The 26,862-nt window shown below is 68.6% G+C and carries 26 protein-coding genes and 1 pseudogene; 10 read left to right on the forward strand and 17 right to left on the reverse strand.

Features of this window, described 5'->3' with window-relative positions:
* Positions 1-96 precede the first annotated feature (96 nt).
* From E3U25_RS21650 to E3U25_RS21665, 4 genes are all read left to right on the forward strand, one after another.
* A complete protein-coding gene (locus E3U25_RS21650; RefSeq protein ID WP_036752050.1) occupies positions 97-330 on the forward strand; it encodes a hypothetical protein in 234 nt (77 codons plus the stop codon).
* Between the two features lie 132 nt (positions 331-462).
* Positions 463-861 (forward strand): ribosome silencing factor, encoded by a 399-nt coding sequence (rsfS, locus tag E3U25_RS21655; protein ID WP_114535008.1) that lies wholly within the window; start codon positions 463-465, stop codon positions 859-861.
* Positions 862-864: 3 nt separating this feature from the next.
* Entirely contained in the window at positions 865-1,332 is a 468-nt protein-coding gene (gene rlmH, locus E3U25_RS21660; protein ID WP_114535009.1) for a 23S rRNA (pseudouridine(1915)-N(3))-methyltransferase RlmH, read from the forward strand.
* Between the two features lie 111 nt (positions 1,333-1,443).
* Positions 1,444-1,974 carry a hypothetical protein gene (locus E3U25_RS21665; RefSeq protein ID WP_116223086.1) on the forward strand — a complete coding sequence of 177 codons (531 nt, stop codon included), beginning with the start codon at positions 1,444-1,446 and terminating at the stop codon, positions 1,972-1,974.
* A gap of 34 nt (positions 1,975-2,008) precedes the next feature.
* On the opposite strand, the pseudogene E3U25_RS21670 reads toward E3U25_RS21665, so the two are convergent.
* A pseudogene (locus tag E3U25_RS21670) lies at positions 2,009-2,203 on the reverse strand (SAM-dependent methyltransferase); the annotation flags it as partial.
* A gap of 759 nt (positions 2,204-2,962) precedes the next feature.
* Positions 2,963-3,790 (reverse strand): LOG family protein, encoded by an 828-nt coding sequence (locus E3U25_RS21675; protein WP_036752041.1) that lies wholly within the window; start codon positions 3,788-3,790, stop codon positions 2,963-2,965.
* Between the two features lie 92 nt (positions 3,791-3,882).
* Here E3U25_RS21675 and dapD point away from each other — a divergent pair, with 92 nt between their 5' ends.
* Together dapD and E3U25_RS21685 are read left to right on the forward strand one after the other, a co-directional pair.
* Positions 3,883-4,707 carry a 2,3,4,5-tetrahydropyridine-2,6-dicarboxylate N-succinyltransferase gene (gene dapD, locus E3U25_RS21680; protein WP_036752038.1) on the forward strand — a complete coding sequence of 275 codons (825 nt, stop codon included), beginning with the start codon at positions 3,883-3,885 and terminating at the stop codon, positions 4,705-4,707.
* Positions 4,708-4,813: 106 nt separating this feature from the next.
* Positions 4,814-5,065: a GlsB/YeaQ/YmgE family stress response membrane protein gene (locus E3U25_RS21685; RefSeq protein ID WP_024843035.1), complete on the forward strand. Its 252-nt coding sequence runs from the start codon at positions 4,814-4,816 to the stop codon at positions 5,063-5,065.
* 33 nt (positions 5,066-5,098) lie between these two features.
* Here the strand turns inward: E3U25_RS21685 and E3U25_RS21690 are convergent, their stop codons facing one another.
* Complete coding sequence (locus E3U25_RS21690) at positions 5,099-5,569, reverse strand: YbaK/EbsC family protein (RefSeq protein WP_036752035.1); 471 nt, start codon at positions 5,567-5,569, stop codon at positions 5,099-5,101.
* Between the two features lie 56 nt (positions 5,570-5,625).
* Here E3U25_RS21690 and E3U25_RS21695 point away from each other — a divergent pair, with 56 nt between their 5' ends.
* Positions 5,626-5,940 (forward strand): hypothetical protein, encoded by a 315-nt coding sequence (locus E3U25_RS21695; protein WP_116223287.1) that lies wholly within the window; start codon positions 5,626-5,628, stop codon positions 5,938-5,940.
* 85 nt (positions 5,941-6,025) lie between these two features.
* Positions 6,026-7,276 carry a lytic murein transglycosylase gene (locus E3U25_RS21700; protein WP_116223085.1) on the forward strand — a complete coding sequence of 417 codons (1,251 nt, stop codon included), beginning with the start codon at positions 6,026-6,028 and terminating at the stop codon, positions 7,274-7,276.
* Positions 7,277-7,368: 92 nt separating this feature from the next.
* On the opposite strand, the gene E3U25_RS21705 is transcribed toward E3U25_RS21700, so the two are convergent.
* The 6 genes from E3U25_RS21705 to E3U25_RS21730 form a co-directional block, all read right to left on the reverse strand.
* Complete coding sequence (locus E3U25_RS21705; protein WP_116223084.1) at positions 7,369-7,860, reverse strand: RNA pyrophosphohydrolase; 492 nt, start codon at positions 7,858-7,860, stop codon at positions 7,369-7,371.
* Positions 7,857-9,272, reverse strand: a complete 1,416-nt coding sequence (locus E3U25_RS21710) for a S41 family peptidase (RefSeq protein WP_072461102.1) — start codon at positions 9,270-9,272, stop codon at positions 7,857-7,859. The genes E3U25_RS21705 and E3U25_RS21710 overlap by 4 nt, the downstream gene beginning before the upstream one ends.
* Positions 9,269-10,504, reverse strand: coding sequence for a murein hydrolase activator EnvC family protein (locus E3U25_RS21715; protein ID WP_036752022.1), 1,236 nt, complete (start codon positions 10,502-10,504; stop codon positions 9,269-9,271). Before E3U25_RS21715 ends, E3U25_RS21710 begins: the two co-directional genes overlap by 4 nt.
* Positions 10,501-12,024: a 2,3-bisphosphoglycerate-independent phosphoglycerate mutase gene (gene gpmI, locus E3U25_RS21720; protein WP_116223083.1), complete on the reverse strand. Its 1,524-nt coding sequence runs from the start codon at positions 12,022-12,024 to the stop codon at positions 10,501-10,503. The genes E3U25_RS21715 and gpmI overlap by 4 nt, the downstream gene beginning before the upstream one ends.
* A 210-nt stretch (positions 12,025-12,234) precedes the next feature.
* A complete protein-coding gene (gene rlmN, locus E3U25_RS21725; protein ID WP_072461099.1) occupies positions 12,235-13,431 on the reverse strand; it encodes a dual-specificity RNA methyltransferase RlmN in 1,197 nt (398 codons plus the stop codon).
* A 110-nt stretch (positions 13,432-13,541) separates the two neighbouring features.
* Positions 13,542-14,069, reverse strand: a complete 528-nt coding sequence (locus tag E3U25_RS21730; protein WP_036752013.1) for an invasion associated locus B family protein — start codon at positions 14,067-14,069, stop codon at positions 13,542-13,544.
* A 151-nt stretch (positions 14,070-14,220) separates the two neighbouring features.
* Here E3U25_RS21730 and E3U25_RS21735 point away from each other — a divergent pair, with 151 nt between their 5' ends.
* The gene (locus E3U25_RS21735) at positions 14,221-15,207 is read left to right on the forward strand and encodes an asparaginase (RefSeq protein WP_116223082.1); all 987 of its coding nucleotides are present in this window, start codon (positions 14,221-14,223) and stop codon (positions 15,205-15,207) included.
* 219 nt (positions 15,208-15,426) lie between these two features.
* Here E3U25_RS21735 and E3U25_RS21740 read toward each other — a convergent pair whose 3' ends face one another.
* The 4 genes from E3U25_RS21740 to fsa form a co-directional block, all read right to left on the reverse strand.
* Positions 15,427-16,185 (reverse strand): TSUP family transporter, encoded by a 759-nt coding sequence (locus tag E3U25_RS21740; RefSeq protein ID WP_116223081.1) that lies wholly within the window; start codon positions 16,183-16,185, stop codon positions 15,427-15,429.
* 126 nt (positions 16,186-16,311) lie between these two features.
* Positions 16,312-17,250 carry a tyrosine recombinase XerC gene (locus tag E3U25_RS21745; RefSeq protein ID WP_116223080.1) on the reverse strand — a complete coding sequence of 313 codons (939 nt, stop codon included), beginning with the start codon at positions 17,248-17,250 and terminating at the stop codon, positions 16,312-16,314.
* Positions 17,247-17,957 (reverse strand): DUF484 family protein, encoded by a 711-nt coding sequence (locus tag E3U25_RS21750; RefSeq protein ID WP_116223079.1) that lies wholly within the window; start codon positions 17,955-17,957, stop codon positions 17,247-17,249. Before E3U25_RS21750 ends, E3U25_RS21745 begins: the two co-directional genes overlap by 4 nt.
* Positions 17,957-18,610, reverse strand: coding sequence for a fructose-6-phosphate aldolase (gene fsa / locus E3U25_RS21755; RefSeq protein ID WP_036751998.1), 654 nt, complete (start codon positions 18,608-18,610; stop codon positions 17,957-17,959). Before fsa ends, E3U25_RS21750 begins: the two co-directional genes overlap by 1 nt.
* 251 nt (positions 18,611-18,861) lie before the next feature.
* On the opposite strand from fsa, the gene E3U25_RS21760 reads away from it, so the two are divergent.
* Positions 18,862-21,063 (forward strand): primosomal protein N', encoded by a 2,202-nt coding sequence (locus tag E3U25_RS21760; RefSeq protein WP_116223078.1) that lies wholly within the window; start codon positions 18,862-18,864, stop codon positions 21,061-21,063.
* 493 nt (positions 21,064-21,556) lie between these two features.
* On the opposite strand, the gene katG is transcribed toward E3U25_RS21760, so the two are convergent.
* From katG to nirJ, 4 genes are all read right to left on the reverse strand, one after another.
* Positions 21,557-23,728, reverse strand: coding sequence for a catalase/peroxidase HPI (gene katG / locus E3U25_RS21765; protein ID WP_116223077.1), 2,172 nt, complete (start codon positions 23,726-23,728; stop codon positions 21,557-21,559).
* A 253-nt stretch (positions 23,729-23,981) separates the two neighbouring features.
* Positions 23,982-24,248 (reverse strand): hypothetical protein, encoded by a 267-nt coding sequence (locus E3U25_RS21770; protein WP_036751990.1) that lies wholly within the window; start codon positions 24,246-24,248, stop codon positions 23,982-23,984.
* On the reverse strand, positions 24,205-25,659 hold the full coding sequence (locus tag E3U25_RS21775; protein WP_116223076.1) for a cytochrome D1 domain-containing protein: 1,455 nt from the start codon (positions 25,657-25,659) through the stop codon (positions 24,205-24,207). Before E3U25_RS21775 ends, E3U25_RS21770 begins: the two co-directional genes overlap by 44 nt.
* Positions 25,634-26,857, reverse strand: coding sequence for a heme d1 biosynthesis radical SAM protein NirJ (gene nirJ, locus E3U25_RS21780; RefSeq protein WP_036751984.1), 1,224 nt, complete (start codon positions 26,855-26,857; stop codon positions 25,634-25,636). The genes E3U25_RS21775 and nirJ overlap by 26 nt, the downstream gene beginning before the upstream one ends.
* Between the last annotated feature and the right edge of the window lie 5 nt (positions 26,858-26,862).

Here is a 26,862-nt window from a genome sequence, read left to right on the forward strand (position 1 = left end):
CACGTCATATTCAATATCGCCACACGGCCCTGTTAATTCCAAGTTGGGAAATGGTCCCTATCTTGGCGCCGAAAGACACGGGAAAGGGGACCGATCATGCTGATTCGCATCATCCTGCGGGCGATCCCGCTGATCTGCGTGGCCGTTTTCGCGCTGGCGGTGCATTGGGCGGACACGCCGCTGAAGCAGGCGCGGGCGGCGGCGGGTGCCGAAAGCCTGCATCTGGCCTGGGGCGCGGGGCAGGTCAGATGCGCCGATCCCTGGGGAAATCTGCCGGTTTCGGCCTGCCCGCCGGCGGATGCGTCCAGAAATCCGCTGCGCCTGCATTGAGCGGGCGCGATTCCGTGCTACATTGGTAAGGCCCCGGCGCCGGGGGAGATCGGCGTGATGACCGGAGGATGAACCCTGTCCAATACCGTCTCGCCGGCCGCTGCGCCGGCTGCGACCACCGCGGAATCCGGGCTGACGAGCGATCAGCTACTGGACCGCATTCTTGCCTCTCTTGACGACGACAAGGCCGAGGATGTCGTGACCATCGACCTGCGTGGCCGCTCGGCCATGGCCGATCACATGGTGATCGCCTCGGGCCGGAACGCGCGGCAGGTGGCCTCGATCGCCGAAAAGCTGGTCGAGCGCCTGAAGGAACAGACCGGCCGCTCGGCCCGGATCGAGGGCAAGGAGACCGGCGATTGGGTGCTGATCGACACCGACGACGTGATCGTCCATGTCTTCCGCCCCGAGGTCCGCGAGTTCTATCAGCTGGAAAAGATGTGGATGCCCGCCGACGCCCTGCGTTCGGCCACGCTTGAGCGGCTGCGCGCCGAACACGCCGCCATCGAGGCCGGCAAGCACCAGATCTGATCCATGCGCATGGTCATTGCCGCGGTCGGGCGGCTGCGGCAGGGCCCCGAGGCGAAGCTGATCGCCGATTACCTGGACCGTCACGCCAAGGCGGGCCGCGGTCTGGGCCTGCCCCCCGTCACCCTGGCCGAGGTCGACGACCGTCGCGGCGGCGGCATGGCGGCCGAGGCGGCGCTGCTGGCCAGGGCCATCCCCGACGGTGCCGCCCTGGTGGTGCTGGACGAGCGTGGCCAGATGCTGAGTTCCCCCGAATTTGCCGCCCGCATCGCCGGCTGGCGCGACCAGGCGCGCGACATTGCCTTCGTGATCGGCGGCGCCGATGGCATCGACCCCAGCCTGCGCGACCGGGCCGATCTGGCGATCAGCTTCGGCCGCATGGTCTGGCCGCATATGCTGGTCCGCGTCATGCTGGCCGAGCAGATCTATCGCGCCACCACCATCCTGGCCGGCAGTCCCTATCACCGCGAATGACAAGCCGTTCAGATTGCTAGGATTTTAAGAAAACACCCGGCAAAGAGCGGGTGAAATCCGCCGGGAAACGGCTATGATGGGCATATCCAGATCAGTATCTTCGGGTGTGTCATGATTCCAACCGTTCACCAGATCCAAAGCCGGGCCGGTCCCGCCGCCACGCAGGCGGCGCGAGAGGTCGAAATCGTCGGTCCCACCCTTGCCCGCGCCCAGCCCGAGGTGCCCGCGGTCGAGGAATCCGGCGGCGTGGGGCAGGACATGCAGCTTGGCCACCAGGGCATCGACCATTCGCGGCAGGCCGCATCGGCCCAGGCTGTGCAGGGCGGCGGCTCGGCCGCATCCGCGGCCGAGGATGCCGACGGGCCGCAGGATCGCGCGGTGTTTCGGGCCAAGGTGATCCGCTTCCTGACCGCGATCTATGGCGACGATGAATCCTTTCAGCGCGCGCTGAAGCTGGGCACCATCGTGATTCGCGCCGTCGAGGATCAGCCGGAACCCGAGATGCGGCCGGAGCTGTCGCATGCGACTTATCGCCACGGCGCGGCCCAGGCGCAGCAGGCGCGGGCGGCGACGGAACGCCGGGGCGGCGGCCCGCCGCCGAATGTCGCGGCGGGCGATTTCGTGGCCTGGTGGCCGAAATAGCCCTGGCGGAAAGGCCGGGTTAGCCTGCTCGAATCCTGGCCGAGGGGCGGCCGGCGCGCTTTCCGACCGGGATGCGCTCGGCCTGCGGGCCGGCCTGCTCCAGCACCGGCCTTCCCGAGGCGAGGTCGTCGTAAAGCACCACGTCCGCCTGGGCCAGCAGCCGCGCGGCGCGCAGGGTCAGGAGTTCGATGTCGCCCGGACCCGAGGAGACGAAGCTGACAAGGTCGATCTGTTCACGCTGCCCCGGCTGTCCGACATGCTGGCGTCGTGATGCCTGCCCCGGTGCGATGCGATCCGCGGCGACGCTCCGGCGACCTGGGTCCGTAGCGCGTGGCGGCGCCGGGGCGGGAAAGGCTGCCGAACGAAAAAAGCGCCTGAGCGGGAAGGCCCGAACGAAAAGCGGTTGAGCGGGAAAGGTGCCCTACGAAAGATCCGCAGTCATTGTTGTGGCCCTCGGACGAAAGGCCCCCGAAGGATATAAAGGCCCCGAAGGATGGTGCCCTGCACCGGTAAGGGCGCCTGAAAGGAAAGGGCCCGTGACCGGAAAGGTTCGTGACCGAAATGGGCCGAGGCTGTGTGGAAATTCAGTCGAGCATGGCCGGGCATGGAACAATGTTCGCCTGCTGGCATTGCGGAGAGACTTTGTTCTAAGGCGGGCCGCCGTGAATGTATTTCTAAGGAAACTGTTCTTCGTAAATTTTCGGAGTTGGAGTTTTCACACAGCCTCGGCCGCGACCCCCAAAGGCCTGTGACCGAAGTAAAGGCCGCCGGGTCGGAAAGGTGGCCTGAACGGAAAGCGGCCTGAAAGGGCATCCGACCGAAGAAGGGGCCGGCGGAAGAAGGGGCCGACGGAACGAAGCAGCTAGCGGAACGAAGCAGCCAGCGGAACGCGACCGCGCATGATCGGCTGCATGACCGGCCATTCAGCGCCCAAAGCTGCGCGAAGCCGGGTGCCCAGGATCTGGGCCCGGCCGGCGCCTGCCCCGTTTCAGGGGCAGGGCACGACCCAGTTGTCGATGATCTCGACCGCCTCGTCGGCGCTTTCGACGAAGCTGATCAGCTCCAGGTCCTCGGGGCTGATGGTGCCGGCCTCGGCCAGCGCCTGCCAGTTGATGACCTTGTGCCAGAATTCCGGCCCGAACAGGATGAAGGGCACCCGCCTCATCCGGCCGGTCTGGATCAGGGTCAGCGCCTCGAACATCTCGTCCATGGTGCCGAAGCCGCCCGGAAACACCGTGACCGCCTTGGCCCGCATCAGGAAATGCATCTTGCGAATGGCGAAATAGTGGAAGTTGAAGCACAGGTCCGGGGTCACATAGGCATTCGGCGTCTGTTCGTGCGGCAGCACGATGGACAGCCCGATCGAGGCGCCGCCGGCCTCGTGCGCGCCCAGGTTGCCCGCCTCCATCACCCCCGGCCCGCCGCCGGTGCAGATCACGTTCTCGGCACCATAGCTTTTCAGGCTGCGCTCGGTCATCAGCCGGGCAAAGCGCCGCGCCTCGTCATAGTAATGCGACAGCGCCGCCAGGACCGGCGTGCGCGCGCCCTCGCGCCGCTCGGGCGAGGGGATGCGGGCGCCGCCGAACATCACCACGGTCGAGCGGATGCCGCGCGCATCCATGATCATCTGCGGCTTCAGCAACTCAAGCTGCAGCCGCACCGGGCGCAGCTCTTCGCGCAGCAGGAATTCGGTGTCGGTGAAGGCCAGCCGATAGGCCGGCGCGCGGGTCTGGGCCGTGTCGGGCGTGGTCTGCGCCACCGCCACGTCCTGATGGCTGTCGCGGAACGGGTGGCTGCGCTCGTCAAGTTCTGTCATCCAATCCTCTGGCCGAAACCGCCGCATTGCGCGGCCGCACCCCTCGGCTTATAGCCCTTGGGCAAGAGTTTCCACCGTTGAGAGGCCAGACCATGTCGAATGACGCCCTTGAAGCCGCCATCGAATCCGCCTGGGAGATCCGCGACCAGATCACCCCCGCCACCAGGGGCGAGGTCCGCGATGCCGTCGAGGCCACGCTGGAGGCGCTGGACAAGGGCGAGCTGCGCGTCGCCGAAAAGCGCGGCAGCGACTGGCACGTCAACCAATGGGCGAAAAAGGCCGTGCTGCTGGGCTTTCGCCTGAAGGACATGGAGGTCCAGACGGGCGGGCCGCAGGGCGGCACCTGGTGGGACAAGGTGGACAGCAAGTTCGCCCATTGGGGCGAGGCGCAATGGAAGGTCGCCGGTTTCCGTGCGGTGCCGAACTGCGTCGTGCGCCGCTCGGCCTATATCGCCAAGGGCGTGGTGCTGATGCCCAGCTTCGTCAACCTGGGCGCCTATGTCGACGAGGGCACGATGGTCGATACCTGGGCCACGGTCGGTTCCTGCGCGCAGATCGGCAAGAACGTGCACCTGTCGGGCGGCGTCGGCATCGGCGGCGTGCTGGAACCGATGCAGGCCGGCCCCACCATCATCGAGGACAATTGCTTCATCGGCGCGCGGTCCGAGGTGGTCGAGGGCTGCATCGTGCGCGAGGGCTCGGTCCTCGGCATGGGCGTCTTCATCGGCAAGTCCACCAAGATCGTCGACCGCGAGACCGGCGAGGTGATGTATGGCGAGGTTCCGGCGGGTTCGGTGGTCGTCGCCGGCTCGATGCCGTCGAAGAACGGCGTGAACCTCTATTGCGCGGTGATCGTCAAGCGGGTCGATGCGCAGACCCGCTCCAAGACCTCGATCAACGAGCTTCTGCGCGACTGAACCGTTGCGCCCCTGCACCGGGCTCGCCCTTGCGTGAGCCCGGCGTGAAACCCAAGCGCCGCCGCTGCGTTCAACCCGCACGAATGTCCTGAAAGCGGAGTTTCACATGCAGGGTTTGGGTTGGCTGGCCGCGATCATCGTCGGCGGTCTTGCGGGCTGGATCGCCAGCAGCATCATGAAGGCGGATACGGGGATCATCCTCAACGTCATCCTGGGCATTGTCGGCGCCATCGTCGGCAATGCGCTTCTGGGTCTGGTCGGGCTGAACGCCCAGGCCGGCAGCTGGCTGGCGCAGGGGGTCGCCGGGCTGATCGGGGCGGTGATCCTGATCTGGCTCTACCGCGCGGTGGCCGGATAGCGGAACCGGGCGGGGTCTTCCCGCCCCTTCCCGTCAGGCGGTGAAATCCGCCGCCTTCGCGCCGGTGAGGCGGAGCAGGTCGGCCGGCGCGATGGCAAAGACATGGCGCGGCGTGCCCGCCGCCGCCCAGACCAGGTCGAAATCCAGCAGGCGCGGGTCCAGCCAGGCCTCGATCTGCCGCAGATGCCCGACCGGGGCCACGCCGCCGATGGCAAAGCCGGTCTCGGCCCGGATCAGTTCGGCATCGGCCTTGCCCAGCCTTTGCCCGGCCACCTCGGTCGCCTTGGCCGGATCGACGCGATTGCCGCCCGCGGTCAGGAACAGCACGACATGGCCGCTCTCCTCGCCGCGGAAGATGATCGACTTGGCGATCTGGTCCAGCGCGCAGCCGACCGCCGCCGCCGCGCCTGCGGCGGTGCGGGCGCTGTCGTCGGTCTCGTGGATCCGGGCGGCAAGGCCCGCAGCCTCCAGCGCCGATCGCACCCGTCGCAAGCTCTTGCTCATTGTCACCTCCGTCCGTTTCGGGCGATATGACGGCAAATCGCGACGAAGGAAAAGCCATGCAACAGGTCTATACGCTTCTGGTCCAGGTCGGCCGCGCCACCGACGACGGCCTGCCCCAGGGCGCCACCGGCGCGGCGCTGGTCTGCTATGCCGCCGGCACGACCGAGGACGAGGCGGTGCGCGAGACCGTCGCCATCCTGAAGCAGGCCGGCCTTGCGCCGCTGGAAGTCACCGGCCACGGCAGCATCGATGAGCGCCTGGCCGAGGGCCACGAAATCCGCGACGAAGAGCGCGCCCTGATGGACCGCGCGCTGGCCGAGAACGCGGTGATCGTGGCGCAGATGGAGCCGCTCTGGGACGAGCAGGGCTGATCCGCCCCTATCCAGCCGCGCCCGGCTGGGCTAGACTGGCTGCGAGCAGAGCAGGCAGAACAAGAACACGGAACGGACAGGCAGAATGACCAGACGCATCTCGCGCATCGCGACCATGGCCATCCTGATCGGCACGCTGGCCGGCTGCGGCGTGTCGCTGAACCAGGGACCGGGCGCCGCCGGCGGCCATTTCGGCGGGCTGCCCACGGCCGGGGGGCAGGGCTCCGAGGCCGGTTTCCAGAACTGGGTGCAAAGCTTCCGCCCGCGCGCGCTGGCCTCGGGCGTCTCGCCCGCGACCTTCGACCGGGCCATGGCCGGGGCGCATTACCAGCCCAGCATCGTCGCGCTGGACCGCAAGCAGAGCGAATTCACCAAGCCGATCTGGGAATACCTCGACGGCGCCATCGGCACGCGCGGCGCGACCGGCCGCGCCAAGGCCGCGCAATATGCAAGCACGCTTTCGGCCATCGAGGCGCGCTATGGCGTCCCGCGCGAGATCGTGCTGGCCGTCTGGGGCATGGAATCCAATTTCGGCGCCAACCGCGGCAATACGCAGATCGTCCCGGCGCTGGCGACGCTGGCCTATGACGGAAGGCGCGGCGAATTCTTCGCCGGCGAGCTGGTGGCGGCCTTGCTCATCATCCAGTCGGGCGACGTGGACAGCGCCCATATGGTCGGCAGCTGGGCCGGCGCCATGGGGCATACGCAGTTCATGCCCTCGTCCTTCCTCGGCCATGCCGTGGACTTCAACGGCGACGGCCGCCGCGACATCTGGTCGGACGACCCGACCGACGCGCTGGCCTCGACCGCCAGCTACCTGCGCCAGAACGGCTGGCGCCCCGGCCAGCCCTGGGGGACCGAGGTGATCCTGCCGCCGGGCTTCGACTTCAACCAAGCCGGCAAATCGGTGCAGCATTCGGGCAGCCAATGGGCGGCGATGGGCGTGCGCACGATCAGCGGGGCGCCGGTGCCCTCGGGTTCGATCCTGGCGCCGGCCGGGTCGCGGGGCCCGGCCTTCCTGATCACCGAGAACTTCCGCGCCATCCTGAAATACAACGCCTCGGACAGCTACGCCCTCGGCGTGGCCTATCTGGGCGAGGCGATCGCCGGCCGCCGCGGCATCCAGGGCAGCTGGCCGCGCGGCGACCGCACGCTGTCGAACAGCGAAAAGGCCGAGATCCAGCGCCTGCTGATGGCCCGCGGCTTCGACACCGGCGGCGTGGACGGCAAGCTCGGCAGCCAGTCGGCCGAGGCGATCAGGGCCTTCCAGCGCTCGCGCGGCGTGACGCCCGACGGCTATGCCGACACCCGCCTGCTGGCCATGCTGCGCAGCTAAGGCAAAAGGGCGGCCCCGAAAGCCGCCCTTGCGCATTTCTCCGTTGCCCAAATACCCATGCCGCCCGCGCCACCCGGCGCGGCGCGGGCCGTTCAGGCCAGGATCTCGCGGAAATCGCCCAGAACCTGGGCATAGACATCGCGCTTGAAGGGCACGATGCCGTCGATCAGATCGGCCGCCCGCATCCATTGCCAGCGCTCGAACTCGGGATGCGCGGTGGCGATCCGCACCGCCTCATCCTCGCCCAGGAAGCGCATGGCGAACCATTTCTGCTTCTGCCCGCCATAGCGGCCCTTCCAGACCTTGCCCAGCAGCTCGGGCGGCAGGTCATAAGTCACCCAGCCGGGCGTTTCCATCAGCACGTCGACCAGGTCGGTGGTGACGCCGGTCTCCTCGACCAGCTCGCGCAGCGCCGCCTGGCGCGGGGTCTCGCCCTGATCGATGCCGCCCTGCGGCATCTGCCAGGCCGGGCCGGGGTTGTCGATGCGCTGCCCGGCAAAGACCAGCCCCGCCGGGTTGATCAGCACCACCCCCGCGCAGGGGCGATAGGGCAGGCCCGAGGGGCCCAGCAGGTCCGCGCTCATTCCGCCTGCGCCCCCTGGGCCGCATCCTCGCCGGTGACGGCGGGCTTCGCGGCATCGGGCACGGCCTGGGCGTGATAGTCCACCGCCGCCAGGCCCTTGAGGATGTCCACCGCATAGGCCAACTGGTAATCCTCCTCGCGCAGCTTGGCGGTGGCCTCGACCTGCTTGGCCTCTTCCTCGATCTGCTTGCGCTCTTCGTCGCTGATCGAATCGTTGTTCAGCGCGCCGCGCAGGTCGGCTTCCGAGTTCAGGAATTTCGAATCGGTCCGCGGCTGGCCGGCCTCTTCCTCGTCCTGGGGCTTGGGCGCGGGCTGTTCGACGATGATGTCGGGCTGGATGCCCAGCGACTGGATCGACCGGCCCGAGGGCGTGTAGTAGCGCGCCGTGGTCAGCCGGATGGCGCTGTCCGAGGTCACCGGCATCACCGTCTGCACCGAGCCCTTGCCGAAGCTCTTGGTGCCCACGACGATGGCGCGGCGATGGTCCTGCAGCGCGCCGGTGACGATCTCCGAGGCCGAGGCGGAGCCGCCGTTGATCAGCGTCACCATGGGCTTGCCCTGCGCCAGGTCGCCGGGCTTGGCGTTCCAGCGCTCGCTTTCCTCGGGCTTGCGGCCGCGGGTCGAGACGATCTCGCCCTTGTCGAGGAAGGCGTCCGAGACCTCGATGGCCTGGTTCAGCAGCCCGCCCGGATTGTTGCGCAGGTCCAGCACGAAGCCCGTCACCTTGTCGATGCCGCCGGCCTCCTTGATCGCCTTGTCCATCTCGGTCTTCAGGGTCGAGAAGGTCTCGTCGTTGAAGGTGGTGACGCGCAGCACCACGGCATGGCCCTCGATGCGGGTCTTGACCACGGTCAGCTTGATCGTGTCGCGGGTGATGGTCAGGTCGAAGGGCTCCTTCTCGCCCTCGCGCAGGATGGTGATCTTGATCTCGGACCCGACGGGGCCGCGCATCTTCTCGACCGCCTCGTCCAGGTTCATGCCCATCAGCGATTCGCCGTTCACATGGGTGATGTAGTCGCCGGCCTTGACCCCGGCCTCGGCCGCGGGCGTGTCGTCGATGGGCGAGATCACCTTGACCAGCCCGTCCTCCTGCCCGACCTCGATCCCCAGCCCGCCGAAGCTGCCGCGGGTCTGGGTCTGCATGTCGTCGTAATCCTTGGCCGACAGGAACGAGCTGTGCGGGTCGAGCGAGGTCAGCATGCCGTTGATCGCCGCCTCGATCAGCTTCTTGTCGTCCACCTGCTCGACGTAATCGGCGCGCACCCGTTCGAACACGTTGCCGAACAGGTCCAGCTGCTCATAGACCGAGGCGTTCCTGCCCGATTCCTGCGCGACCAGCGGGCCGGCGAATTGGGTGGCGACGGTGATGCCCGCAAGCGTGCCGATCGCCCCTGCCAGAAGATAATGTTTCATTCAGCTCCGTCCTGCCCGGTTGCGTTGCGGCTTGTCCCGTCCGCGGCCTCTCCGACAATGGGATTCATCACGAACCACTCTGCCGGGTCCAGTGTTTCCTTGCCCTTGCGAAGTTCAACATACAGTGTCTCGCTCTGTCCAGCACCGCCCCCGGCCGCGGCATCGGCGACGAATTCGGCGCCGAACTCCTGCGCGGGCGGCTCTTGCCCGCCCATCAGCCCCACCGGCTCTCCTGCCGTCAGGACGTCGCCCGTCTCGCCGAAGACCTGCGCCAGACCGGCGAATATCATCAGATACCCCCGCGCGGGCTCAACGATCATCACATTGCCGTAATCAAGCAGCGGACCGCGATAGCGGATTGTCGCAGGCCAGGGCAACGTGACCAGCGCGGCGGGCGCGGTGGCGATGACCATGCCCGGCCGGCGCACCCCCGCGGCATCGGGCTCGTCATAGCGGCGCAGCACCCGGCCCAGGGCCGGCAGCGGCAGGCTGCCCTGCGCGCCTTCGAAATCGGCCATGGGCGCGCCCACGTCCTGCTCCATCCCGGCGATGCCCGAGGCGAAGGCGTCCAGCGTATCGGCCGATTCCACCAGCGCGGTCAGTTCCCTGGGATCCTCGCCGAAGCGCACCGGCAGGCTGGAGCGGTCCGTCACCGCCGAGGCCAGAAGCCGGCGCGCCTCCTGCACCTGCCCAAGCCCCTGCGCCAGCGTGTTCGCGGCGTTCAGCTGGATGGCGCGCACGGCGCGGATCTCCTCCAGCTTCTGCTGCATGTCGCGGGCCTCGGCCTCCAGCCCCGGCGCGACCGAGGACAGGATCATCCCCGCGCGGGCCGAGGATTCCGGCCCCGAGGGATGCAGCAGCAGCACGGTCTCGGGCGATTTCTGCATCGAGGTCATCACCCCCAGCACCCGGCCCAGCCGCTCGCGGCGGGCGTCGAACTCGGCCCGGATCTCCTGCTCGCGGATGCCGGCACGACGCAAACCCTCGCGCAGCGCGGCCATGCCCTGCTCATAGGCGCGGATCATCCGGGTCAGCGAGGCGACCTGGTCGTCCTCGGTCAGCGCCTCGTCCAGCTGGCCCACGGCGGCGCGCAGCATGTCGGCCGCCTCGGCCGCCTCCTGCGCGGCCAGGTCCAGGGGCGAATCGTCCTGCGCGGGCGTCGCCGGCTGGGCCGGGGCCATCGAGCCGATGGCAAGGGCCACCAGCACCGGCAAGAACAGCCTGGCTCTCATGCCCGCCCGATCAGCGAGGTGCCGGTCATCTCGGGCGGCAGGTCCAGGCCCATCAGGTCCAGCACCGTCGGCGCCACGTCGGCCAGCCGGCCGTTCCGCAGGCTCGCGCCCTCGGGCCCGCCGAAGACGATCACCGGAACCGGGTTGGTGGTGTGGGCGGTATGCGGGCCGCCGGTCTCGGGGTCGATGGTGGTTTCGCAATTGCCGTGGTCGGCGATGACCACCGCGGCGCCGCCGGCCTTTTCCAGCGCCGCCAGCATCATGCCCAGCCCCTTGTCCACCGCCTCGCAGGCGCGGATGGCGGCGGGCAGGCTGCCGGTATGCCCCACCATGTCCGGGTTGGCATAGTTCACCACGATCAGGTCGTAGCCCGCCTCAATGGCCTCGACCAGTTTTGTGCTGACCTCGGGCGCGGCCATCTCGGGCGCCAGGTCATAGGTCGCGACCTTGGGGCTGGCCGGCATGAAACGGTCCTCGCCCGGCTCGGGGGTTTCCTTGCCGCCGTTCAGGAAGAAGGTGACATGGGGATATTTCTCGGTCTCGGCCAGGCGGAACTGACGCAGGCCCTTGGCCGCGACCCAGGCGCCCAGGGTGTTGACCACCTGCCGCTTGGGATAGGCGGCCTGCATGTATTCGTCATGGCTGGCCGAGTAATCGACCATGCCCAGAAGCGCCGCCCATTGCGGCCGCCTGCCGGTGTCGAAGGCGGCGAAATCCGGCTGGCCGATGGCGGCCAGGATCTCGCGCGCGCGGTCGGTGCGGAAATTGAGGCAGAAGAAGCCGTCGCCATCCCGCGCGCCGGCATAGCCCTCGATCACCGTGGGCTGGATGAACTCGTCCGTCTCGTCGCGGGCATAGGCATCGGCCACGGCCTGGGCCGCATCCGGCGCGGGCAGCCCCTCGCCGCGCACCATGGCGCCGTAGGCGCGTGCGACGCGCTCCCAGCGGTTGTCGCGGTCCATGGCGTAATAGCGGCCGATGACGGTGCCGATGCGGGCGGCCTCGGGCAGGGCGCGCTGAAGCTCGGTAACGAAGCCCGCGGCCGAGGTAGGCGCCACGTCGCGGCCGTCGGTGACGGCATGGACCACCACCGGCACGCCCTTGTCGGCCACGGCGCGGGCGGCGGCGATGACGTGCTGGAGATGGCCATGCACGCCGCCGTCCGAGACGACGCCCATCAGATGCGCCGTGCCGCCGCTGGCCTTGAGCTTGCGGATGAATTCACCCAGCGCGGCATTCTCGTAGAAGCTGCCGTCCTCGATCGCCAGGTCGATCTGGCCCAGGTCCATGGCGACGACGCGGCCGGCGCCGATATTGGTATGCCCGACCTCGGAATTGCCCATCTGCCCCTTGGGCAGGCCGACGTCCGGGCCGAAGGTCACCAGCGTCCCATGCGGGCAGTCGCGCATCAGCCGGTCGAAATTCGGCGTCCTGGCCTGGTCGGGTGCGCTTTGTTCGGGGCGCGAGGAAATGCCCCAGCCATCGAGGATGCAAAGGACGACGGGTTTCGGACAGCTCATGCGTCACCTCTTTCGCGGGTCGCGATGCTTCTACGACTGCGGGGCGCGCGGGGCAAGGTCGCCGCGGATCTTGCCGGATTCGTGAAGCGCCCCGCCTTTCGGTGCTGTTGCATGGGTATTTAATGCAACGAAGAAGCCCGCAGCCGGCCCAAGACTTCTTCGTTGTTCAAATACCCATGCGGCCGGGCCGCAGGCGCAAGACATGGCGTCTTAGGCGCGGGCCTCGGCCGCGATCTGGGCGGCGGATTTGCGGCCGCGCTCGGTCGCGGATTTCAGCTGGCCGCAGGCGGCCATGATGTCCTCGCCGCGCGGGGTGCGGATGGGCGAGGCATAGCCGGCCTTGTGGACGATGTCGGCGAAGGCCTCGATCCGCTCCCAGCTGGAGCGGCGATAGGGCGAGCCGGGCCATTCGTTGAACGGGATCAGGTTCACCTTGGCCGGGATGCCGCGGATCAGCCGGACCAGCCGGCGCGCATCCTCGTCGCTGTCGTTCACCCCGTCCAGCATCACATATTCGAAGGTGATGCGTTCCGAGTTCGACAGCCGCGGATAGTCGCGCAGCGCGTTGAGCAGCGTCTCGATGTTCCACTTCTTGTTCACCGGCACCAGCCTGTCGCGGGTCTCGTCGGTGGTGGCGTGGAAGCTGACGGCCAGAAGGCAGCCGATCTCTTCGGCGGTCTTGGCGATTTCGGGGACGATGCCGCTGGTCGACAGCGTGATGCGGCGGCGCGACAGGCTGATGCCCTCGCCATCCATCACCACCTTCATCGCGTCGCGGACATTGTCGAAGTTGTACAGCGGCTCGCCCATGCCCATCAGCACCACGTTCGAGACCAGCCGCGTCTCGTCCTTGGGCGCGCCGGGCTTCGGCCATTCGCCCAGGTCGTCGCGGGCGACCAGCACTTGGCCCACGATCTCGCCCGCGGTCAGGTTGCGCACCAGCTTCTGCGTGCCGGTGTGGCAGAAGGAACAGGTCAGCGTGCAGCCCACCTGGCTGGAGATGCAAAGCGTGCCGCGGTTTTCCTCGGGGATGTAGACGGTCTCGACCTCGTGCCCGCCATTGATGCGCAGCAGGTATTTGCGGGTGCCGTCGGCGCTGATCTGGCGGGTGACGATCTCGGGCAGCGCGATCTCGAATCTCTCGGCCAGCAGGGCGCGGTAGTCCTTGGCCAGGTTGGTCATCTGCGCGAAGTCGCGCACGCCCCAGTGATAGATCCATTGCCAGATCTGGCCCACGCGCATCTTGGCCTGCCGTTCCGGGGTGCCGGCCTCGATCAGCGCCTCGTGCAACTGCGCGCGGGTCAGGCCGACGAGGTTCCGGCGCGCCGTCTCGGGCAGCTTGCGCGGGATGGTCAGCAGATCCTGGGTGATCGGGGCGGCGGGCGTGACTGGCGACGGGGCGTTCATGGTTGGCGGGTCCGGGCGGCGAAAGGGGCAATGGGCCTATATAGGGCAAGGCGGCCCAAAAGAAAACAGGGGCTCGCGCCCCTGTCCGCCGCGGTTCCCGCAGCTGTAGTTTATTTGCAGGCAGCCTGGGCCTTGTTCGTCGCGGCGGTGATGCCCGACAGGCTGAAGGTGTCCTTGGTCACGGTGCCCCGCGCCGAGCGCCCGGTCACCACCGCGGTCGAGCCCGCACGCAGCGCCGAGACCAGCTTGGCGTCGTCGGCCGGCGAGCCGGTCCATGCGCTTTCGCCCTCGGTGAACAGCTTGAAGACATTGCCGCCGATATTCACCTCGACCGCCGAATCGGGCGCGAAGGGATAGCCGCCCGAGAACGAGACCTCGCCCGACTGGCCGGGGCGATAGGCGACGTAAAGCCGGATGTCGCCGCGCGTCACTTCCTTGGGCTTGCCGCTGGAATCCAGGTTCTGGGTGGATTTCGGGGCCGACACTGCCCAGCATTCCTTGGGGCTGGTCGCCGAGAAGACGGTCCAGTCGCCCTCGGTCCCGATCACATTCGTCGAGTCCTGGGCCAGGACCGGCGAAGACGCGGCGATCGCAATTGCGGCGGCTGCCGCTGCGGCGCGCGGCGCGAATTTCAACATGCTCTGGCCTCCTGCCATGGTCCGGTTCGATCCGGCTTGTTGCCGATGATGGTGGTGTTTTCAACCATCTGGCGGCAAGATAATGCGAAAAGGAAGGCGTGAAAAACCCCCGTTTGCGGAAAATCGCGCGATTGTCAGAGGAAAAACAGCCATGACCGCAGCCAGACTCATCGAATTGTGGCGGGGCGGGATGCGCGAAAGCACCCATCTGGGCCATGTGGTGATCGCGGATGCGAACGGCATCGTCGAGGCCTGGGGCAATCCGGGGGCGGTGATCTATCCGCGCTCGTCCTGCAAGATGATCCAGGCGCTGCCGCTGGTCGAAAGCGGCGCGGCCGACCAGGCGGGGCTGGGTAGCGAGCATCTGGCGCTGGCCTGCGCCAGCCACAGCGGCGGGCGCCTCCATACCGAGCGGGTCGCGGCCTGGCTGTCGGGCCTGGGGCTTGATGACAGCGACCTGCGCTGCGGCGCGCATCTGCCGGCCGACCCGGCCGAGCGCAAGCGGCTGGTCTGCTCGGACGAGAGCCCCTGCCAGGTCCACAACAACTGCTCTGGCAAGCATGCCGGCTTCCTGACGCTCAAGCGGCACATGAACGCGGGGCCGGAATATGTCGAGATCGACCACCCCGTGCAGCGCGCCGTGCGCCGCGCCTTCGAGGAGGTGACGGGCGAGGTCGCCACCGGCTGGGGCATCGACGGTTGCTCGGCGCCGAATTTCGCCTGCACGGTCGAGGGGCTGGCCCATGCCATGGCCGGATTTGCGCAACCGGCGGCCGGCAAGCGCGGCCAGGCACAGCGGCGCCTGGTCGAGGCGATGCTGGCCCATCCCGAACTGGTCGCCGGCGAGGGGCGGGCCTGCACCGAGTTGATGCGCGCCATGGACGGCCGTGCCGCGGTCAAGACCGGGGCCGAGGCGGTCTTCGTCGGCATCGTCCCCGAACGCGGGCTGGGGGTCGCGCTGAAGATCGCGGATGGCGGCACCCGCGGCGCCGAGGCCGCGATCACCGCGCTGATGGTGCATCTGGGCCTGTTGGAGGAAGCCCACCCGGTGGTGCAGAAATACCTGACTGCGCCCTTGCGCAACTGGCGCGGGTTGGCGACGGGCGAATTGCGCCGGGCGGAAGGGTTCCCGAGCTGATCCGGCCGCGGCTCCGGCGCGCAGCCTTCCCGAGCAGATCGGGGGCTTTGCCCCCGCGCGTTCCGCGCTCCCCCAGGATATTTCGACACGGAAGAAGCCAGGCGCCGGGCATTGCCTTTTTCCGAGGCCTTTTTCCGGGTTTCTTCCGTGGGCAAATATCCTGCGGGGGAAGCCCGTCGGGCTTGCCCGGCGGGCGTGGGGGCGCAAAGCCCCCATCCTTCAAAGAAGCTGCCAGACCAGCCGCAGCGCCAGCAGGGTCGAGGTCGCGACCAGCAGCGGCTTGATGACCCGCGCGCCGATCCGCATCGCCAGCCTTGCGCCCAGCAGGGCGCCGGCGATCTGCGCCACCGCCATGACGGCGCCGACCAGCCAGAGCGGCTTTCCTACCGCCGCAAAGGCGACCAGCCCGCCCAGGTTCGAGGCGAAGTTCAGCAGTTTCGTATGCGCCGTCGCCTTGAGGATGCCGTAGCCCGCCAGCATGACGAAGCCCAGCATGAAGAACGATCCCGTGCCTGGCCCGACCAGCCCGTCATAGAAGGCGACGAGGGGCACGACCGAGGCGGTGAAGGTGGCTGGGGTGATGCGGCGCATGCGGTCGGTATCGTCCAGTCCCGGCCTGAGGGCGAAGAAGGCGGCGATGCCGATCAGCACCACCGGCAGGCCGTAGCGCAGCGCCTGCGCCGGGATCCAGCTTACCAGCAGCGCGCCGCAGAGCCCCGCCGCGAAGGCGACCGCTGCCGCCCCGCTTTGCCCGCGCAGGTCCACGAGCCCGCTGCGGGCATAGGAGATCGCCGCCGTCGCCGCGCCGAAGACGCCCTGCACCTTGTTCGTCGCCAGCGCCTGCGCCGGGGGCAGGCCGGCCAGCATCAGGGCGGGGACGGTGATCAGCCCGCCTCCGCCGGCGATGGCATCGACGAAGCCGGCGGCGAAGGCGGCGCCGGCCAGCAGCAGCACGAGATCGAGGGAAAGTTCGAACATGCCGCCCCTTTGGGATGCCGCACGGGAAATGTAAAGCCGGCTCGGGCGGCGCGGCGGGATGCGCATTGGGGCATGCAGAAGCCGTTTGTGCCGGCGGCTTGAGTATTCGGGAAACGGTGAAGCCGCTCAGGCGCGGGGATGGGCGGCGCGATAGACCGCCAGCAAATGCGCGTCGTCCACGCCGGTATAGACCTGGGTCGTGGACAGGCTGGCATGGCCCAGCAGTTCCTGGATCGTGCGCAGGTCGCCGCCCGCCGCCAGCAGATGCGTGGCGAAGGAATGGCGCAGCGCATGCGGCGTCGCCGTCGGCGGCAGGCCCAGCACCTGGCGCGTCTGGCGCATCGCGGCCGCGACCAGCGTCGGGTTGAGCCGGCCGCCGCGGGCGCCGCGGAAGAGCGGTTCCTTGGCTTGCAGCGAATAGGGGCAGAGCCGCAGGTACTCGGCGATGGCCTCGCGCGCGATGGGCAGGACCGGCACCTGTCTTTCGCGCCCGCCCTTGCCGCGGATGGTCAGCGCCTCGCGCAGGGGCCAGTCGGCGCCGTTCAGTCCCAGCGCCTCGGAGATGCGCAGCCCGCAGCCCCAGAGCAGCGTCAGCACCGCCGCGTCGCGGGCGGCGATCCAGGCCTCGGGATGGGCGCCGGCGGTGATCTTCAGCACGTCCTGCGCCTGTTGGGGCGCCAGCGGGCGGGGCAGCGAGCGGGTGTATTTCGGGCTGCGCGAGGCCAGCGCCCTGGAGGCGTCGAAGCCGTGCCGGTCGGCCATCCAGCGGATGAAGCTGCGCGTGGCCGAGAGCCTTCGCGCCAGCGAGCGGGCCGAAAGGCCGCGGCCGCGCTCGGCGGCGGCGAAGGCGCGCATGTCGGTCTGCGTCAGCCCGGCCAGCGTTGCCGGCAGGGCGGGCGTGCCGTGATAGCCGCCGAGGAACGAGAGGAAGGCCAGCAGGTCCGCCTGATAGGCGCGGATCGTGTGGTCCGAACGGTCGCGCGTCGCGCGCTCGCTGTCGAGCCAGCGCGCGAGGTTGTCGGCCATGGCCGGGGCCAGCGCCAAAGGCTCGGCCCCGCCGGTCATTTCCTGAGCCAGGAGATCAGCGCCAGCCGGAACGCCTGGCCGAAGAAGCGCAGCAGATCCGTGCCCTGGGCCGGGTTGAAGCGCCCGACATCGGCCGAGCCCATCAGCAGCAGCGCCGGGAAGCGGCCGGGGCCGAGGTCGATGGGCAGAAGCGCCTCGGACCGGATCGGCGCGCGGGCGTCGCCATGGAAGGGCAGGGTCTCGCGCACGACGCCGCGCAGCACGATGTCGTCGCCGCGCGGCATCCGCCGCCCGCCCGAGATCAGCCGCGCCACCGTGCCAGGGGGGACGATCACCAGCGGGCTGCCGTCCTCTGGCTCGGGCACCTCGCCGCCCGATTCCATCACCAGCCGCAGGGTTTCCACCCGCAGGATCGGCGCGACGGCGATGTCGAGGTTTTCCAGGAACTCCTCGAAATCCGTCGGCTCCAGCAGCGACAGCACGGCGCGGTGGATGGTGTTCATCCCCGACTGGTTGTCATAGGCGGCCGAGATCACCGATTCATGCGCCGCCTCGAGCCGGTCGAGCCGCGCCTCGAGCGCCTGCATGGCGCGGCCGCGGATGTCGATGACGTTCTCGCCCACCTCGGCCTCGCGCGCGCCGATCAGCGCGCGCATCAGGTCGCGGTCGGAGAGGATCAGCTCGGGCTGCGCCAGCAGCCGGGCGCGGATGTCCTCGGTCAGTTCGGCCGCAGTCTGCTCGGTCATCAGACGATCTTCTGCCCGGTCTTGGCCCAGTCGGCGTTGAACTGTTCCAGGCCCCGGTCGGTCAGCACGTGATTCGCCATCGCCTTGATGACGGCGGGCGGCGCGGTGATCACGTCGGCGCCGATGCGGGCGGCGTCGGTGATGTGGTTCACCGAGCGGATCGAGGCGGCCAGGATTTCGGTCTGGAAGTCGTAATTGTCATAGATCTCGCGGATCTGGGCGATCAGCTCCATGCCGTCGAAGTTGATGTCGTCGAGCCGGCCGATGAAGGGGCTGATGAAGGTGGCGCCGGCCTTGGCGGCCAGGATCGCCTGCGCGGCGCTGAAGCACAGCGTCACGTTGACCTTGTGGCCCTGCGAGGACAGTGCCTTGCAGGCTTTCAGCCCGTCCCAGGTCAGCGGCACCTTGACGGTGATGTTCGGGGCGATCTTCACTAGGTGTTCGCCCTCGCGGATCATGTCCTCGGCCTTGGCGGCGACGACCTCGGCGCTGACCGGACCCTCGACGATGTCGCAGATCTCCTTGGTGACTTCCAGGATGTCGCGGCCCGATTTCAGGATCAGCGACGGGTTGGTGGTGACGCCGTCCACCATGCCAAGGTCGTTCAGCTCGCGGATGGCGGCGACGTCGGCGGTATCGACAAAGAATTTCATGCGGGGAAGCCCTTCTTGCGGTTTTGCCGTGGGTTTAGCGCATAACAGCCCGCGCGTGAAGTCCGGGCCGCGCGGCTTGCGGGGCAGAGGTCTTGCATGCCACTATCCCCGCCGCATGCAACCGGAGAATGACTTGGAAGCCTTTCAGCCCGATCTCGTCGCCCTGTTGCCGGCCCTGGCCGCCGGACCGTTGCTGGTGGGCAACTGGCCGCTGCTGCTGCTGATCGGCTGGGCCTCGCTGCCGGTCTGAGATGTCCCCGCCGCTTTTCTATTCCCATGGCGCGCGCATCGCGGTGCTGACGCAAGAGGTGGTCGGGGTCCTGGACTATCTCGCGCCCGAGGGCGGCGTGCGGCTGGGCCAGCTGGTGGTGGTGCCGCTGGGTCCGCGCCGGGTGATGGGTGCGGTCTGGGGGCCGGGTGTCGGCGATTTCGACGCGGCGCGGCTGCGGCCGGTGGCACGGCTGGTCGATGCGCCGCCGCTGGCGCCGGGGATGATCGAGTTCCTGACCCGCATGGGCGAATACACGCTGACGCCGCTGCCCTCGCTGTTGCGCATGGCGACGCGGGCGCCGGACCTGGACCAGCCGCCCTCGGCCCGGCGCATCATCCATCGCGCCGGGCCGGTGCCCGCGCGCATGACCGATGCCCGCGCCGCCGTGCTGCGGGTGATCGAGGATCACGGCGGCGCCGGCTTTGCGCCCGGCGAACTGGCGCAGCTGGCCGGGGTCAGTCCGGGCGTGGTGCAGGGGCTGGTCAAGGCCGGCACGCTGGCCGAGGTGCTGGCGCCGCGCGACACCCCCTATCCGCAGCTGGACCCCGCCTTGCCGGGCAAGCCGCTGGCTGCCGACCAGGCCGAGGCGGCCGAGGCCCTGCGCGACGCCTTGCGCAGCCGCGCCTATGGCACCACGCTGCTGCGCGGCGTCACCGGCTCGGGCAAGACCGAGGTCTATCTGGAAGCCGTGGCGGAATGCCTGCGGCAGGGCCGGCAGGCGCTGGTGCTGCTGCCCGAGATCGCGCTTTCGGCCGAGTTCCTGGACCGGGTCGAGGCGCGTTTCGGCGCCCGGCCCGGCGAATGGCATTCCGGCATCACCCGCAGCGAGCGGCGGCGGCTCTGGACCATGGCGGCGCAGAACCATGTCGGGCTGGTGGTCGGCGCGCGCTCGGCGCTGTTCCTGCCCTTTGCCGACCTGGGCCTGATCGTCGTCGATGAGGAGCACGATTCCAGCTACAAGCAGGAGGATGTCGTCTATTACAGCGCCCGCGACATGGCGGTGCTGCGCGCCAGCGTCGAGCAGGCGCAGGTGGTGCTGGCTTCGGCCACGCCCTCGGTCGAAAGCTGGGTGAATGCGGCCACCGGCAAATATCGCCGCCTGGACCTGCGCGCCCGCTACGGCACGGCGGACCTGCCCGAGATGGGCACCATCGACCTGCGCCAGCAAGAGATGGAGAAGGGACGCTGGATCAGCCCCCGCCTGGCCGCCGAGATCGCGGCGCGCCGCGACAGGGGCGAGCAGTCGCTCTTGTTCCTGAACCGGCGCGGCTATGCGCCGATCACCGCCTGCCGCGCCTGCGGCCAGCAGATCGGCTGCGACCATTGCGACGCCCGCATGGTCGAGCATCGCTTCCAGAACCGCCTGGTCTGCCACCAATGCGGCGCGACCAAGCCGATCCCGGTGGCCTGCCCCAGCTGCGGGGTCGAGGGCAAGATGACCGCCATCGGGCCGGGGGTGGAACGGCTGGCCGAGGAAGTGGCCGAGCGCTTCCCCGAGGCGCGGTCGACGGTGCTGTCCTCGGACCTGTTCCATTCGGCGCGGGCCTTGAAGGAGGCGATCGCCGAGATCGGCGCGGGCGGCACCGACATCATCATTGGCACGCAGATCGTCGCCAAGGGCCACAACTTCCCGCGCCTGACGCTGGTGGGCGTGATCGACGCCGACCTGGGCCTGCAAGGCGCCGACCTGCGCGCGGCCGAGCGCAGCTTCCAGCTGATGCGGCAGGTCGCCGGCCGCGCCGGGCGCGAGGGCGGCGATGCGCGGGGGATGGCGCTGTTGCAGACCTACCAGCCCGACCACCCGGTGATCCGCGCCATCCTGTCGGGCGAGGACGAGGCGTTCTGGGATGCCGAGGCGGCGGCGCGCCAGGCGGCGGGGATGCCGCCCTTCGGCCGGCTGGCGGGGATCATCCTGTCGCATCCCGACCAGCCCGTGGTCGAGGATTACGCCCGCGAGCTGGCCCGCCGCGCCGAGCCCCTGCGCGCCATCGGCGCCGAGCTTTTCGGTCCCGCGCCCGCGCCCATCGCCCGCATCCGCGCGCGCTACCGGGTGCGGATGCTGATCCGGGCGCCGCGGCAGGCGCCCTTGCAAGGTGCGATCTCGCAATGGCTGGGCCTGGCGCCGAAGCCGCCCACAAACCTGCGGCTGGCGGTGGACATCGACCCGCAAAGCTTTCTGTAAGCGCAAGCCGCGCCCCGGCCCTGCGGCGGCTCGCATGACCGGCGCAAGCGGCTGGCCGATGCAGCGCCCCGCCCGCATCTTCTTCGCATGGCTGGGCCTGGCGCGGAAATCGTCCACGAACCTGCGGCTGGCGGTGGACATCGACCCGCAAAGCTTTCTGCAAGCGCAAGCCGCGCCCCGGCCCTACGGCGGCTCGCATGACCGGCGCAAGCGGCTGGCCGATGCAGCGCCCCGCCCGCATCTTCTTCGTTCTGCAAATACTCCCCGCGAGCTTTCCTGCAGCGCCGAGATCGCGGATCGGGGCCCGGCCGCGAAAGACCGGCGAGCCTGCATGATCTCCGGCTCCAGATGGGCCGGACCGGGCGGGCGCGGGGGTCGCACCGATCGCGGCATGAAAAATCCCCAGGGACCGTCGGTCCCTGGGGCTGCAATCGTTACCACTACCGAACCCCTGGGCAAGCGTCGCCGGGCGCCGCCCAGGGGTTTAGTCCGGTTACGACCGCAGATCGAAGCGGTCGGCCTCCATCACCTTCACCCAGGCGGCGATGAAATCGGCGACGAACTTGCCGCCGTTGTCGTCCTGGGCATAGACCTCGGCATAGGAGCGCAGGATCGAGTTCGAGCCGAACACCAGATCCAGCCGCGTCGCCGTCCATTTCACCACGCCGGTCTTGCGGTCGCGGATCTCGTAGTGGTCGCCGGCCTTGGCCCAGGTATTGGCCATGTCGGTCAGGTTCACGAAGAAATCCGTGGTCAGCGCGCCTTCGCGGTCGGTGAAGACGCCGTGGCGGGTGCCGCCGTGATTGGTGCCCATGGCCCGCATGCCGCCGACCAGGACCACCATCTCGGGTGCGGTCAGCCCCATCAGCTGGGTGCGGTCCAGCATCAGCTCTTCGGGGGCGACGATATAGTCCTTTTTCAGCCAGTTGCGATAGCCGTCGTGGATCGGCTCCAGCACCGCGAAGCTGTCGGCATCGGTCATCGCATCCGTGGCGTCGCCGCGGCCGGGCGAGAAGGGCACCTCGACCTCATAGCCCGCCGCCTTGGCCGCCAGTTCCACGCCGACATTGCCGGCCAGGACGATGGTGTCGGCGAGGCTGGCGCCGAACTCGGCCGCCAGCGGCTCCAGCACCGCCAGCACACGGGCCAGCCGGTCGGGTTCGTTGCCTTCCCAGTCCTTTTGCGGGGCCAGGCGGATGCGCGCGCCATTGGCGCCGCCGCGATTGTCCGAGCCGCGGAAGGTGCGCGCCGAGTCCCAGGCGGTCGCCACCATCTCGGCCACCGTCAGCCCGCTTTCGGCGATGCGCGCCTTCAGGCCCGCGATGTTCCATTCGCGGTTGCCGGCGGGCACCGGATCCTGCCAGATCAGGTCTTCGGTCGGCGCCTCGGGGCCGATATAGCGCACCTTCGGCCCCATGTCGCGATGGGTCAGCTTGAACCAGGCCCGCGCGAAGACTTCCGAGAAATAGTCCGGGTCGTTGTAGAAGCGCAGCGAGATCTCGCGATAGATCGGGTCCATCTTCATCGCCATGTCGGCATCCGTCATGATCGGGTTGTAGCGGATCGAGGGATCCTCGACATCGACCGGCTTGTCTTCTTCCTTGATGTTGACCGGCTCCCACTGCCAGGCGCCGGCGGGGGATTTCCGCAGCTCCCAGTCATAGGTGAAGAGCAGGTAGAAGAAGCCGTTGTCCCATTGGGTCGGATGGGTGGTCCAGGCGCCCTCGATGCCCGAGGTCATGGTATAGCGGCCCTTGCCCGACTTGTTGGAATTGGCCCAGCCCAGGCCCTGTTCGCAGACATCGGCCGCTTCCGGGTCGGCGCCCAGCAGCTCGACCTTGCCGTTGCCGTGGCATTTGCCGACGGTGTGGCCGCCCGCGGTCAGCGCCACGGTTTCCTCGTCGTTCATCGCCATGCGGGCGAAGGTTTCGCGCACCAGGGCGGCGGTCTTCAGCGGGTCGGGCTGGCCGTTCGGCCCTTCGGGGTTGACATAGATCAGCCCCATCTGCACCGCGGCCAGCGGGTTTTCCATCGAGGTCGCGTCATCGGCATTGCCCATGCGCTCGTCCTGGGGCGCCAGCCATTCCTTTTCCGCGCCCCAGTAGGTGTCCTTCTCGGGGTGCCAGATGTCGTCGCGGCCAAATGCGAAGCCATAGGTCTTGAGGCCCATGTTCTCATAGGCGACGGTGCCGGCCAGGATGATCAGGTCGGCCCAGCTCAGGCGGTTGCCGTATTTCTTCTTGATCGGCCACAGGATGCGGCGCGCCTTGTCCAGGCTGACGTTGTCGGGCCACGAGTTGATCGGGGCGAAGCGCTGGTTGCCGGTGCCGCCGCCGCCGCGGCCGTCGGCGATGCGATAGGTGCCGGCGGCGTGCCAGGACATGCGGATGAAGAGCCCGCCGTAATGGCCCCAGTCGGCCGGCCACCAGTCCTGGCTGTCGGTCATCAGCGCATGCAGGTCGCGCTTGACCGCGTCGAAGTCGAGATTGCGCACCTCGTTGCGATAGGTGAAGTCCTGGAGCGGGTTGGTCTTGCGGTCATGCTGGTGCAGGATGTCCAGGTTCAGCGCATTCGGCCACCAATCCATGTTCGAGGTTCCCATGGCGGTGTTGCCGCCATGCATGACGGGGCATTTGCCCGTCGAGGGAATATCGTTGCCGTCCATGCTAGCTCTCCTTTGCTGGGCCGCGCCGCGGGGCGGCGCTGGTTGACCGGTGCGGATCGCGGCCGTCTTGTGGCTGCGACGGATGGCTCTTTCGAATCTACGCACCTTCTGGAGACAGGTTCTAGCAGCTTCCGAAATTATTGGAATTTATAAGTTTTAATAGTTTTAATAACTTTTTATTATGTAGGGTGCCGCAGTTTCGCGCCCCTTTGCGCCGGCCGGGCGCAGGGGGCCGCCTTTCCGGTGAAAAGGGTCAGTCGCGCGGCCGGGCGCGGTCCATCAGGCTGCGGATCCAGCGCCCCGAGGCCCAGCCCGCCGGCACGCCCAGAAGCAGCGCGGCGCCGGCGGCCTGCATCGGCGGCAGCACCGGCAGGCCGATCCAGCTGGCCAGAAGCGACAGCATGAACAGGTTGATCCAGACCGCCGCCGCCGCGAAGGGATAGAACAGCAGCGCCAGTTTCCAGGCCGGCCAGCCGTCAGTGGCTGGTTCCGTCCTCGAAGGTGATCTTGTTCCAGACATTGTATTTCCCCGAAGGCTTGCGCATCGGCAGCCGTTTCACCTCGTCCAGCGTCCCGGCATCATAGACCACGACCGCGCCCTCGTCCTCCCACAACGAGACCAGGACATGGCTGCCGTCGCGGGTGAATTCGCTATGGGCGAAGGTCTGGCCGGGAAAGGGCGCCAGCGTCTTGACGATTTCCAGCGTCTCCTTGTCGATGACATGCATCTCGTCCTTGTGCGGGCCGAAGAAGACGTCCGCCCAGACATAGGGGCTGGCGGCATGGCCGCGCAGGAAGAAGCCGGGACCGTCGGTCTTGATCTGCTTGACCAGGCTCCAGTCCTGCATGTCGATGACCGAGATCACCCCCTCGCCCAGATGCGGGGTGGCCATGACGCGGCGGCCGCCCCGTTCCCAGGTGATGCCCGAGCCCAGGTGCGGCATCCCCGGCAAGGGCAGTTCCGCCACCTTGTGCCCGTCGTCCAGCTCGATCACCACGCCCTTGTCGCCCGCCCGGTTGGCGCCGATCAGCTGGCGGTAGTCGGGCGAGAAGAAGAAATCGTCCAGCGGCTCGTCGATCGGGATGCGGCGGATGGCCAGGTCGGCGGTCGCCACCTCCCAGATCTCGGGTGCGTCCTTCAGCGCCAGCACGAAGCTGCGGCGCTGCGGCGCCTGGTAGACGGCGCTGACCCGGCTGGGGGTGCCGCCGACCTCGGTCTCGATCAGCCGCAGCGGATTCAGGTCGGCGTCCAGGATGGTCAGGCTTTCGGGCAGGTAGTTCGCGATCGCGATGCGCTGGCCGTCCGGGCTGATGGCGATGTTGCGGCTGTTCAGCGCGGCGCGGATGCGGCCGACCTCGGCCAGCGACCAGATGTCGTATTTCTGCACCCAGCCGTCGCGCGACATGATGTAGACGAAGCGCCCGTCGGGGCTGAACTTCGGCCCGCCATGCACGGCGAAGGGGGTGGCGAAGCGGTCCAGGACCTCGAACGTGTCGCCGTCCAGCACGCTGACGTGATGGTCGCCGGTTTCCACCACCAGGGTGATGTTCAGCGGATCGGCGGCAAAGACCGGCTTGTCCGCCGGGCGGTAGTCGGCATTCATCTCGCGGCTGGCGGCGATCTGCTGGGCGTCCCAATGCGGGCGGTGGTCCAGCGGCGCGGTGACATAGCCGACCAGCGCCGCGATGGCCTCGGGCGACAGCCGGTCGGCAAAGCCCTCCATCTGGGTCGAGACCCGGCCCTGGGCGATCACCGCGTCGATGCCCTTCACCCGCCCCAGCGTCTCGGGGATCAGCGCCGGGCCGGTGCCGCCCAGCCGGTCCTCGCCATGGCAGGCGGCGCAATGCTCGGCATAGTCGGCAGCGGGGTCGGCCTGCGCCGCCAGCGGCAGGGCAAGCAGCAGGCTAAAGGAAACGATGGGCCGGATCATGGCTTTTTCCCCGGAAAGGCGTGACGGCAAGGCGGCCCTGGTCGGCACCTTCTGCGCCGATCTCGGAGCCCGAGAGATAGCAGGCCGGATCTTCGGCCCATGGATCGCCGGTCAGTTGCAGCGCCCGGATGCGGGTATTGCCGCCGCAGACCGCCTGATAGGCGCAGGCGCCGCAGCGCCCCTTCAGCGGCCGCGGCCGGGTGCGCAGCGTGGCCAGGATCGGGTCGTCCCCGGTCCAGATCGCGGAAAACGGCCGTTCCTTGACCGAGCCAAGCGTATAGTCCGACCAATAGGTATCGGGATGGACGCGGCCCTGCGGGTCGATGTTGCCGACCCCGAGCCCCGAGGAATTGCCGCCCCAGGCCTCCAGATGCGCGCGCAGATGCGCGACGGCGGCGGGTGCAAAGCGCGTCTCGGCCCAACGCAGGAAATAGACCGCATCGGCGTCGTTGTTGCCGGTGACGACCTCCAGCGGCTCGCCTTGCTCGACCGCCTGCCAGGCGCGGGCGATCAGCAGGTCCATGGCGCGGCGGGTGCGGGCATGTTCGGTATCCTCGCCCCGGTGCTTGTCGCCGCGCCCGGCATAGACCAGGTGCGACAGGTAGAACTTGTCCACGCCCTCGTCGCGGCACAGGTCCAGCATGGCGGGCAGGTGATGGGCATTGCCCTCGGTGATGGTGAAGCGCAGGCCGACCTTGACGCCCTGCGCCTTGCAGGCGCGCACGCCGGCCAGCGCCTGGTCGAAGGCGCCCTCGACGCCGCGGAACCAGTCGTTCACCGCGCCGATCCCGTCCAGCGAGATGCCGACATAGTCGAAGCCCAGCCCGGCCAGCCGGTCCACGTTCTGCGCATTGATCTTGGTGCCGTTGGTGGACAGCGACAGGTGGCGGAAATCCAGCCGCCGCGCCTCGGCCGCCAGTTCCCAGAAGTCGAAGCGCGACATCGGCTCGCCTCCCGACAGGATCAGCGCCGGGATGCGGAAATCCGACAGATCCCGCAGCACCGCCATGGCCTGGTCATGCGAAAGCTCGCCCGGAAACGGCCGGTCGGCCGAGACGGTATAGCAATGGCGGCATTTCAGGTTGCAGCTGCGCGTCAGGTTCCAGATCACCACCGGGCGGACCGCATCCGGCCGGCTGCGGCGGCGCGGCGGCGAGGGGTCCAGAAGCTGCTGCATGTATTGGGTCAGGCGGAACATGGTTT

Source organism: Paracoccus versutus (assembly GCF_029909795.1).
In the GTDB taxonomy this organism is placed as follows: Bacteria; Pseudomonadota; Alphaproteobacteria; order Rhodobacterales; family Rhodobacteraceae; genus Paracoccus; species Paracoccus versutus.

Bases quoted from the DNA above. Each gene is read 5' to 3' on its own strand.
- E3U25_RS21710 (WP_072461102.1), bottom strand. From the start codon at position 9,272: ATGAAACATTATCTTCTGGCAGGGGCGATCGGCACGCTTGCGGGCATC.
- E3U25_RS21740 (WP_116223081.1), bottom strand. From the start codon at position 16,185: ATGTTCGAACTTTCCCTCGATCTCGTGCTGCTGCTGGCCGGCGCCGCC.
- E3U25_RS21745 (WP_116223080.1), bottom strand. From the start codon at position 17,250: ATGACCGGCGGGGCCGAGCCTTTGGCGCTGGCCCCGGCCATGGCCGAC.
- dapD (WP_036752038.1), top strand. From the start codon at position 3,883: ATGTCGAATGACGCCCTTGAAGCCGCCATCGAATCCGCCTGGGAGATC.
- E3U25_RS21695 (WP_116223287.1), top strand. From the start codon at position 5,626: ATGCAACAGGTCTATACGCTTCTGGTCCAGGTCGGCCGCGCCACCGAC.
- E3U25_RS21700 (WP_116223085.1), top strand. From the start codon at position 6,026: ATGACCAGACGCATCTCGCGCATCGCGACCATGGCCATCCTGATCGGC.
- E3U25_RS21730 (WP_036752013.1), bottom strand. From the start codon at position 14,069: ATGTTGAAATTCGCGCCGCGCGCCGCAGCGGCAGCCGCCGCAATTGCG.
- E3U25_RS21750 (WP_116223079.1), bottom strand. From the start codon at position 17,957: ATGACCGAGCAGACTGCGGCCGAACTGACCGAGGACATCCGCGCCCGG.
- rlmN (WP_072461099.1), bottom strand. From the start codon at position 13,431: ATGAACGCCCCGTCGCCAGTCACGCCCGCCGCCCCGATCACCCAGGAT.
- E3U25_RS21735 (WP_116223082.1), top strand. From the start codon at position 14,221: ATGACCGCAGCCAGACTCATCGAATTGTGGCGGGGCGGGATGCGCGAA.
- rlmH (WP_114535009.1), top strand. From the start codon at position 865: ATGCGCATGGTCATTGCCGCGGTCGGGCGGCTGCGGCAGGGCCCCGAG.
- E3U25_RS21705 (WP_116223084.1), bottom strand. From the start codon at position 7,860: ATGAGCGCGGACCTGCTGGGCCCCTCGGGCCTGCCCTATCGCCCCTGC.
- E3U25_RS21770 (WP_036751990.1), bottom strand. From the start codon at position 24,248: ATGTCTGGAACAAGATCACCTTCGAGGACGGAACCAGCCACTGACGGC.
- katG (WP_116223077.1), bottom strand. From the start codon at position 23,728: ATGGACGGCAACGATATTCCCTCGACGGGCAAATGCCCCGTCATGCAT.
- E3U25_RS21775 (WP_116223076.1), bottom strand. From the start codon at position 25,659: ATGATCCGGCCCATCGTTTCCTTTAGCCTGCTGCTTGCCCTGCCGCTG.
- E3U25_RS21665 (WP_116223086.1), top strand. From the start codon at position 1,444: ATGATTCCAACCGTTCACCAGATCCAAAGCCGGGCCGGTCCCGCCGCC.
- E3U25_RS21685 (WP_024843035.1), top strand. From the start codon at position 4,814: ATGCAGGGTTTGGGTTGGCTGGCCGCGATCATCGTCGGCGGTCTTGCG.
- E3U25_RS21690 (WP_036752035.1), bottom strand. From the start codon at position 5,569: ATGAGCAAGAGCTTGCGACGGGTGCGATCGGCGCTGGAGGCTGCGGGC.
- E3U25_RS21675 (WP_036752041.1), bottom strand. From the start codon at position 3,790: ATGACAGAACTTGACGAGCGCAGCCACCCGTTCCGCGACAGCCATCAG.
- E3U25_RS21715 (WP_036752022.1), bottom strand. From the start codon at position 10,504: ATGAGAGCCAGGCTGTTCTTGCCGGTGCTGGTGGCCCTTGCCATCGGC.
- fsa (WP_036751998.1), bottom strand. From the start codon at position 18,610: ATGAAATTCTTTGTCGATACCGCCGACGTCGCCGCCATCCGCGAGCTG.
- nirJ (WP_036751984.1), bottom strand. From the start codon at position 26,857: ATGTTCCGCCTGACCCAATACATGCAGCAGCTTCTGGACCCCTCGCCG.
- gpmI (WP_116223083.1), bottom strand. From the start codon at position 12,024: ATGAGCTGTCCGAAACCCGTCGTCCTTTGCATCCTCGATGGCTGGGGC.
- E3U25_RS21650 (WP_036752050.1), top strand. From the start codon at position 97: ATGCTGATTCGCATCATCCTGCGGGCGATCCCGCTGATCTGCGTGGCC.
- E3U25_RS21760 (WP_116223078.1), top strand. From the start codon at position 18,862: ATGTCCCCGCCGCTTTTCTATTCCCATGGCGCGCGCATCGCGGTGCTG.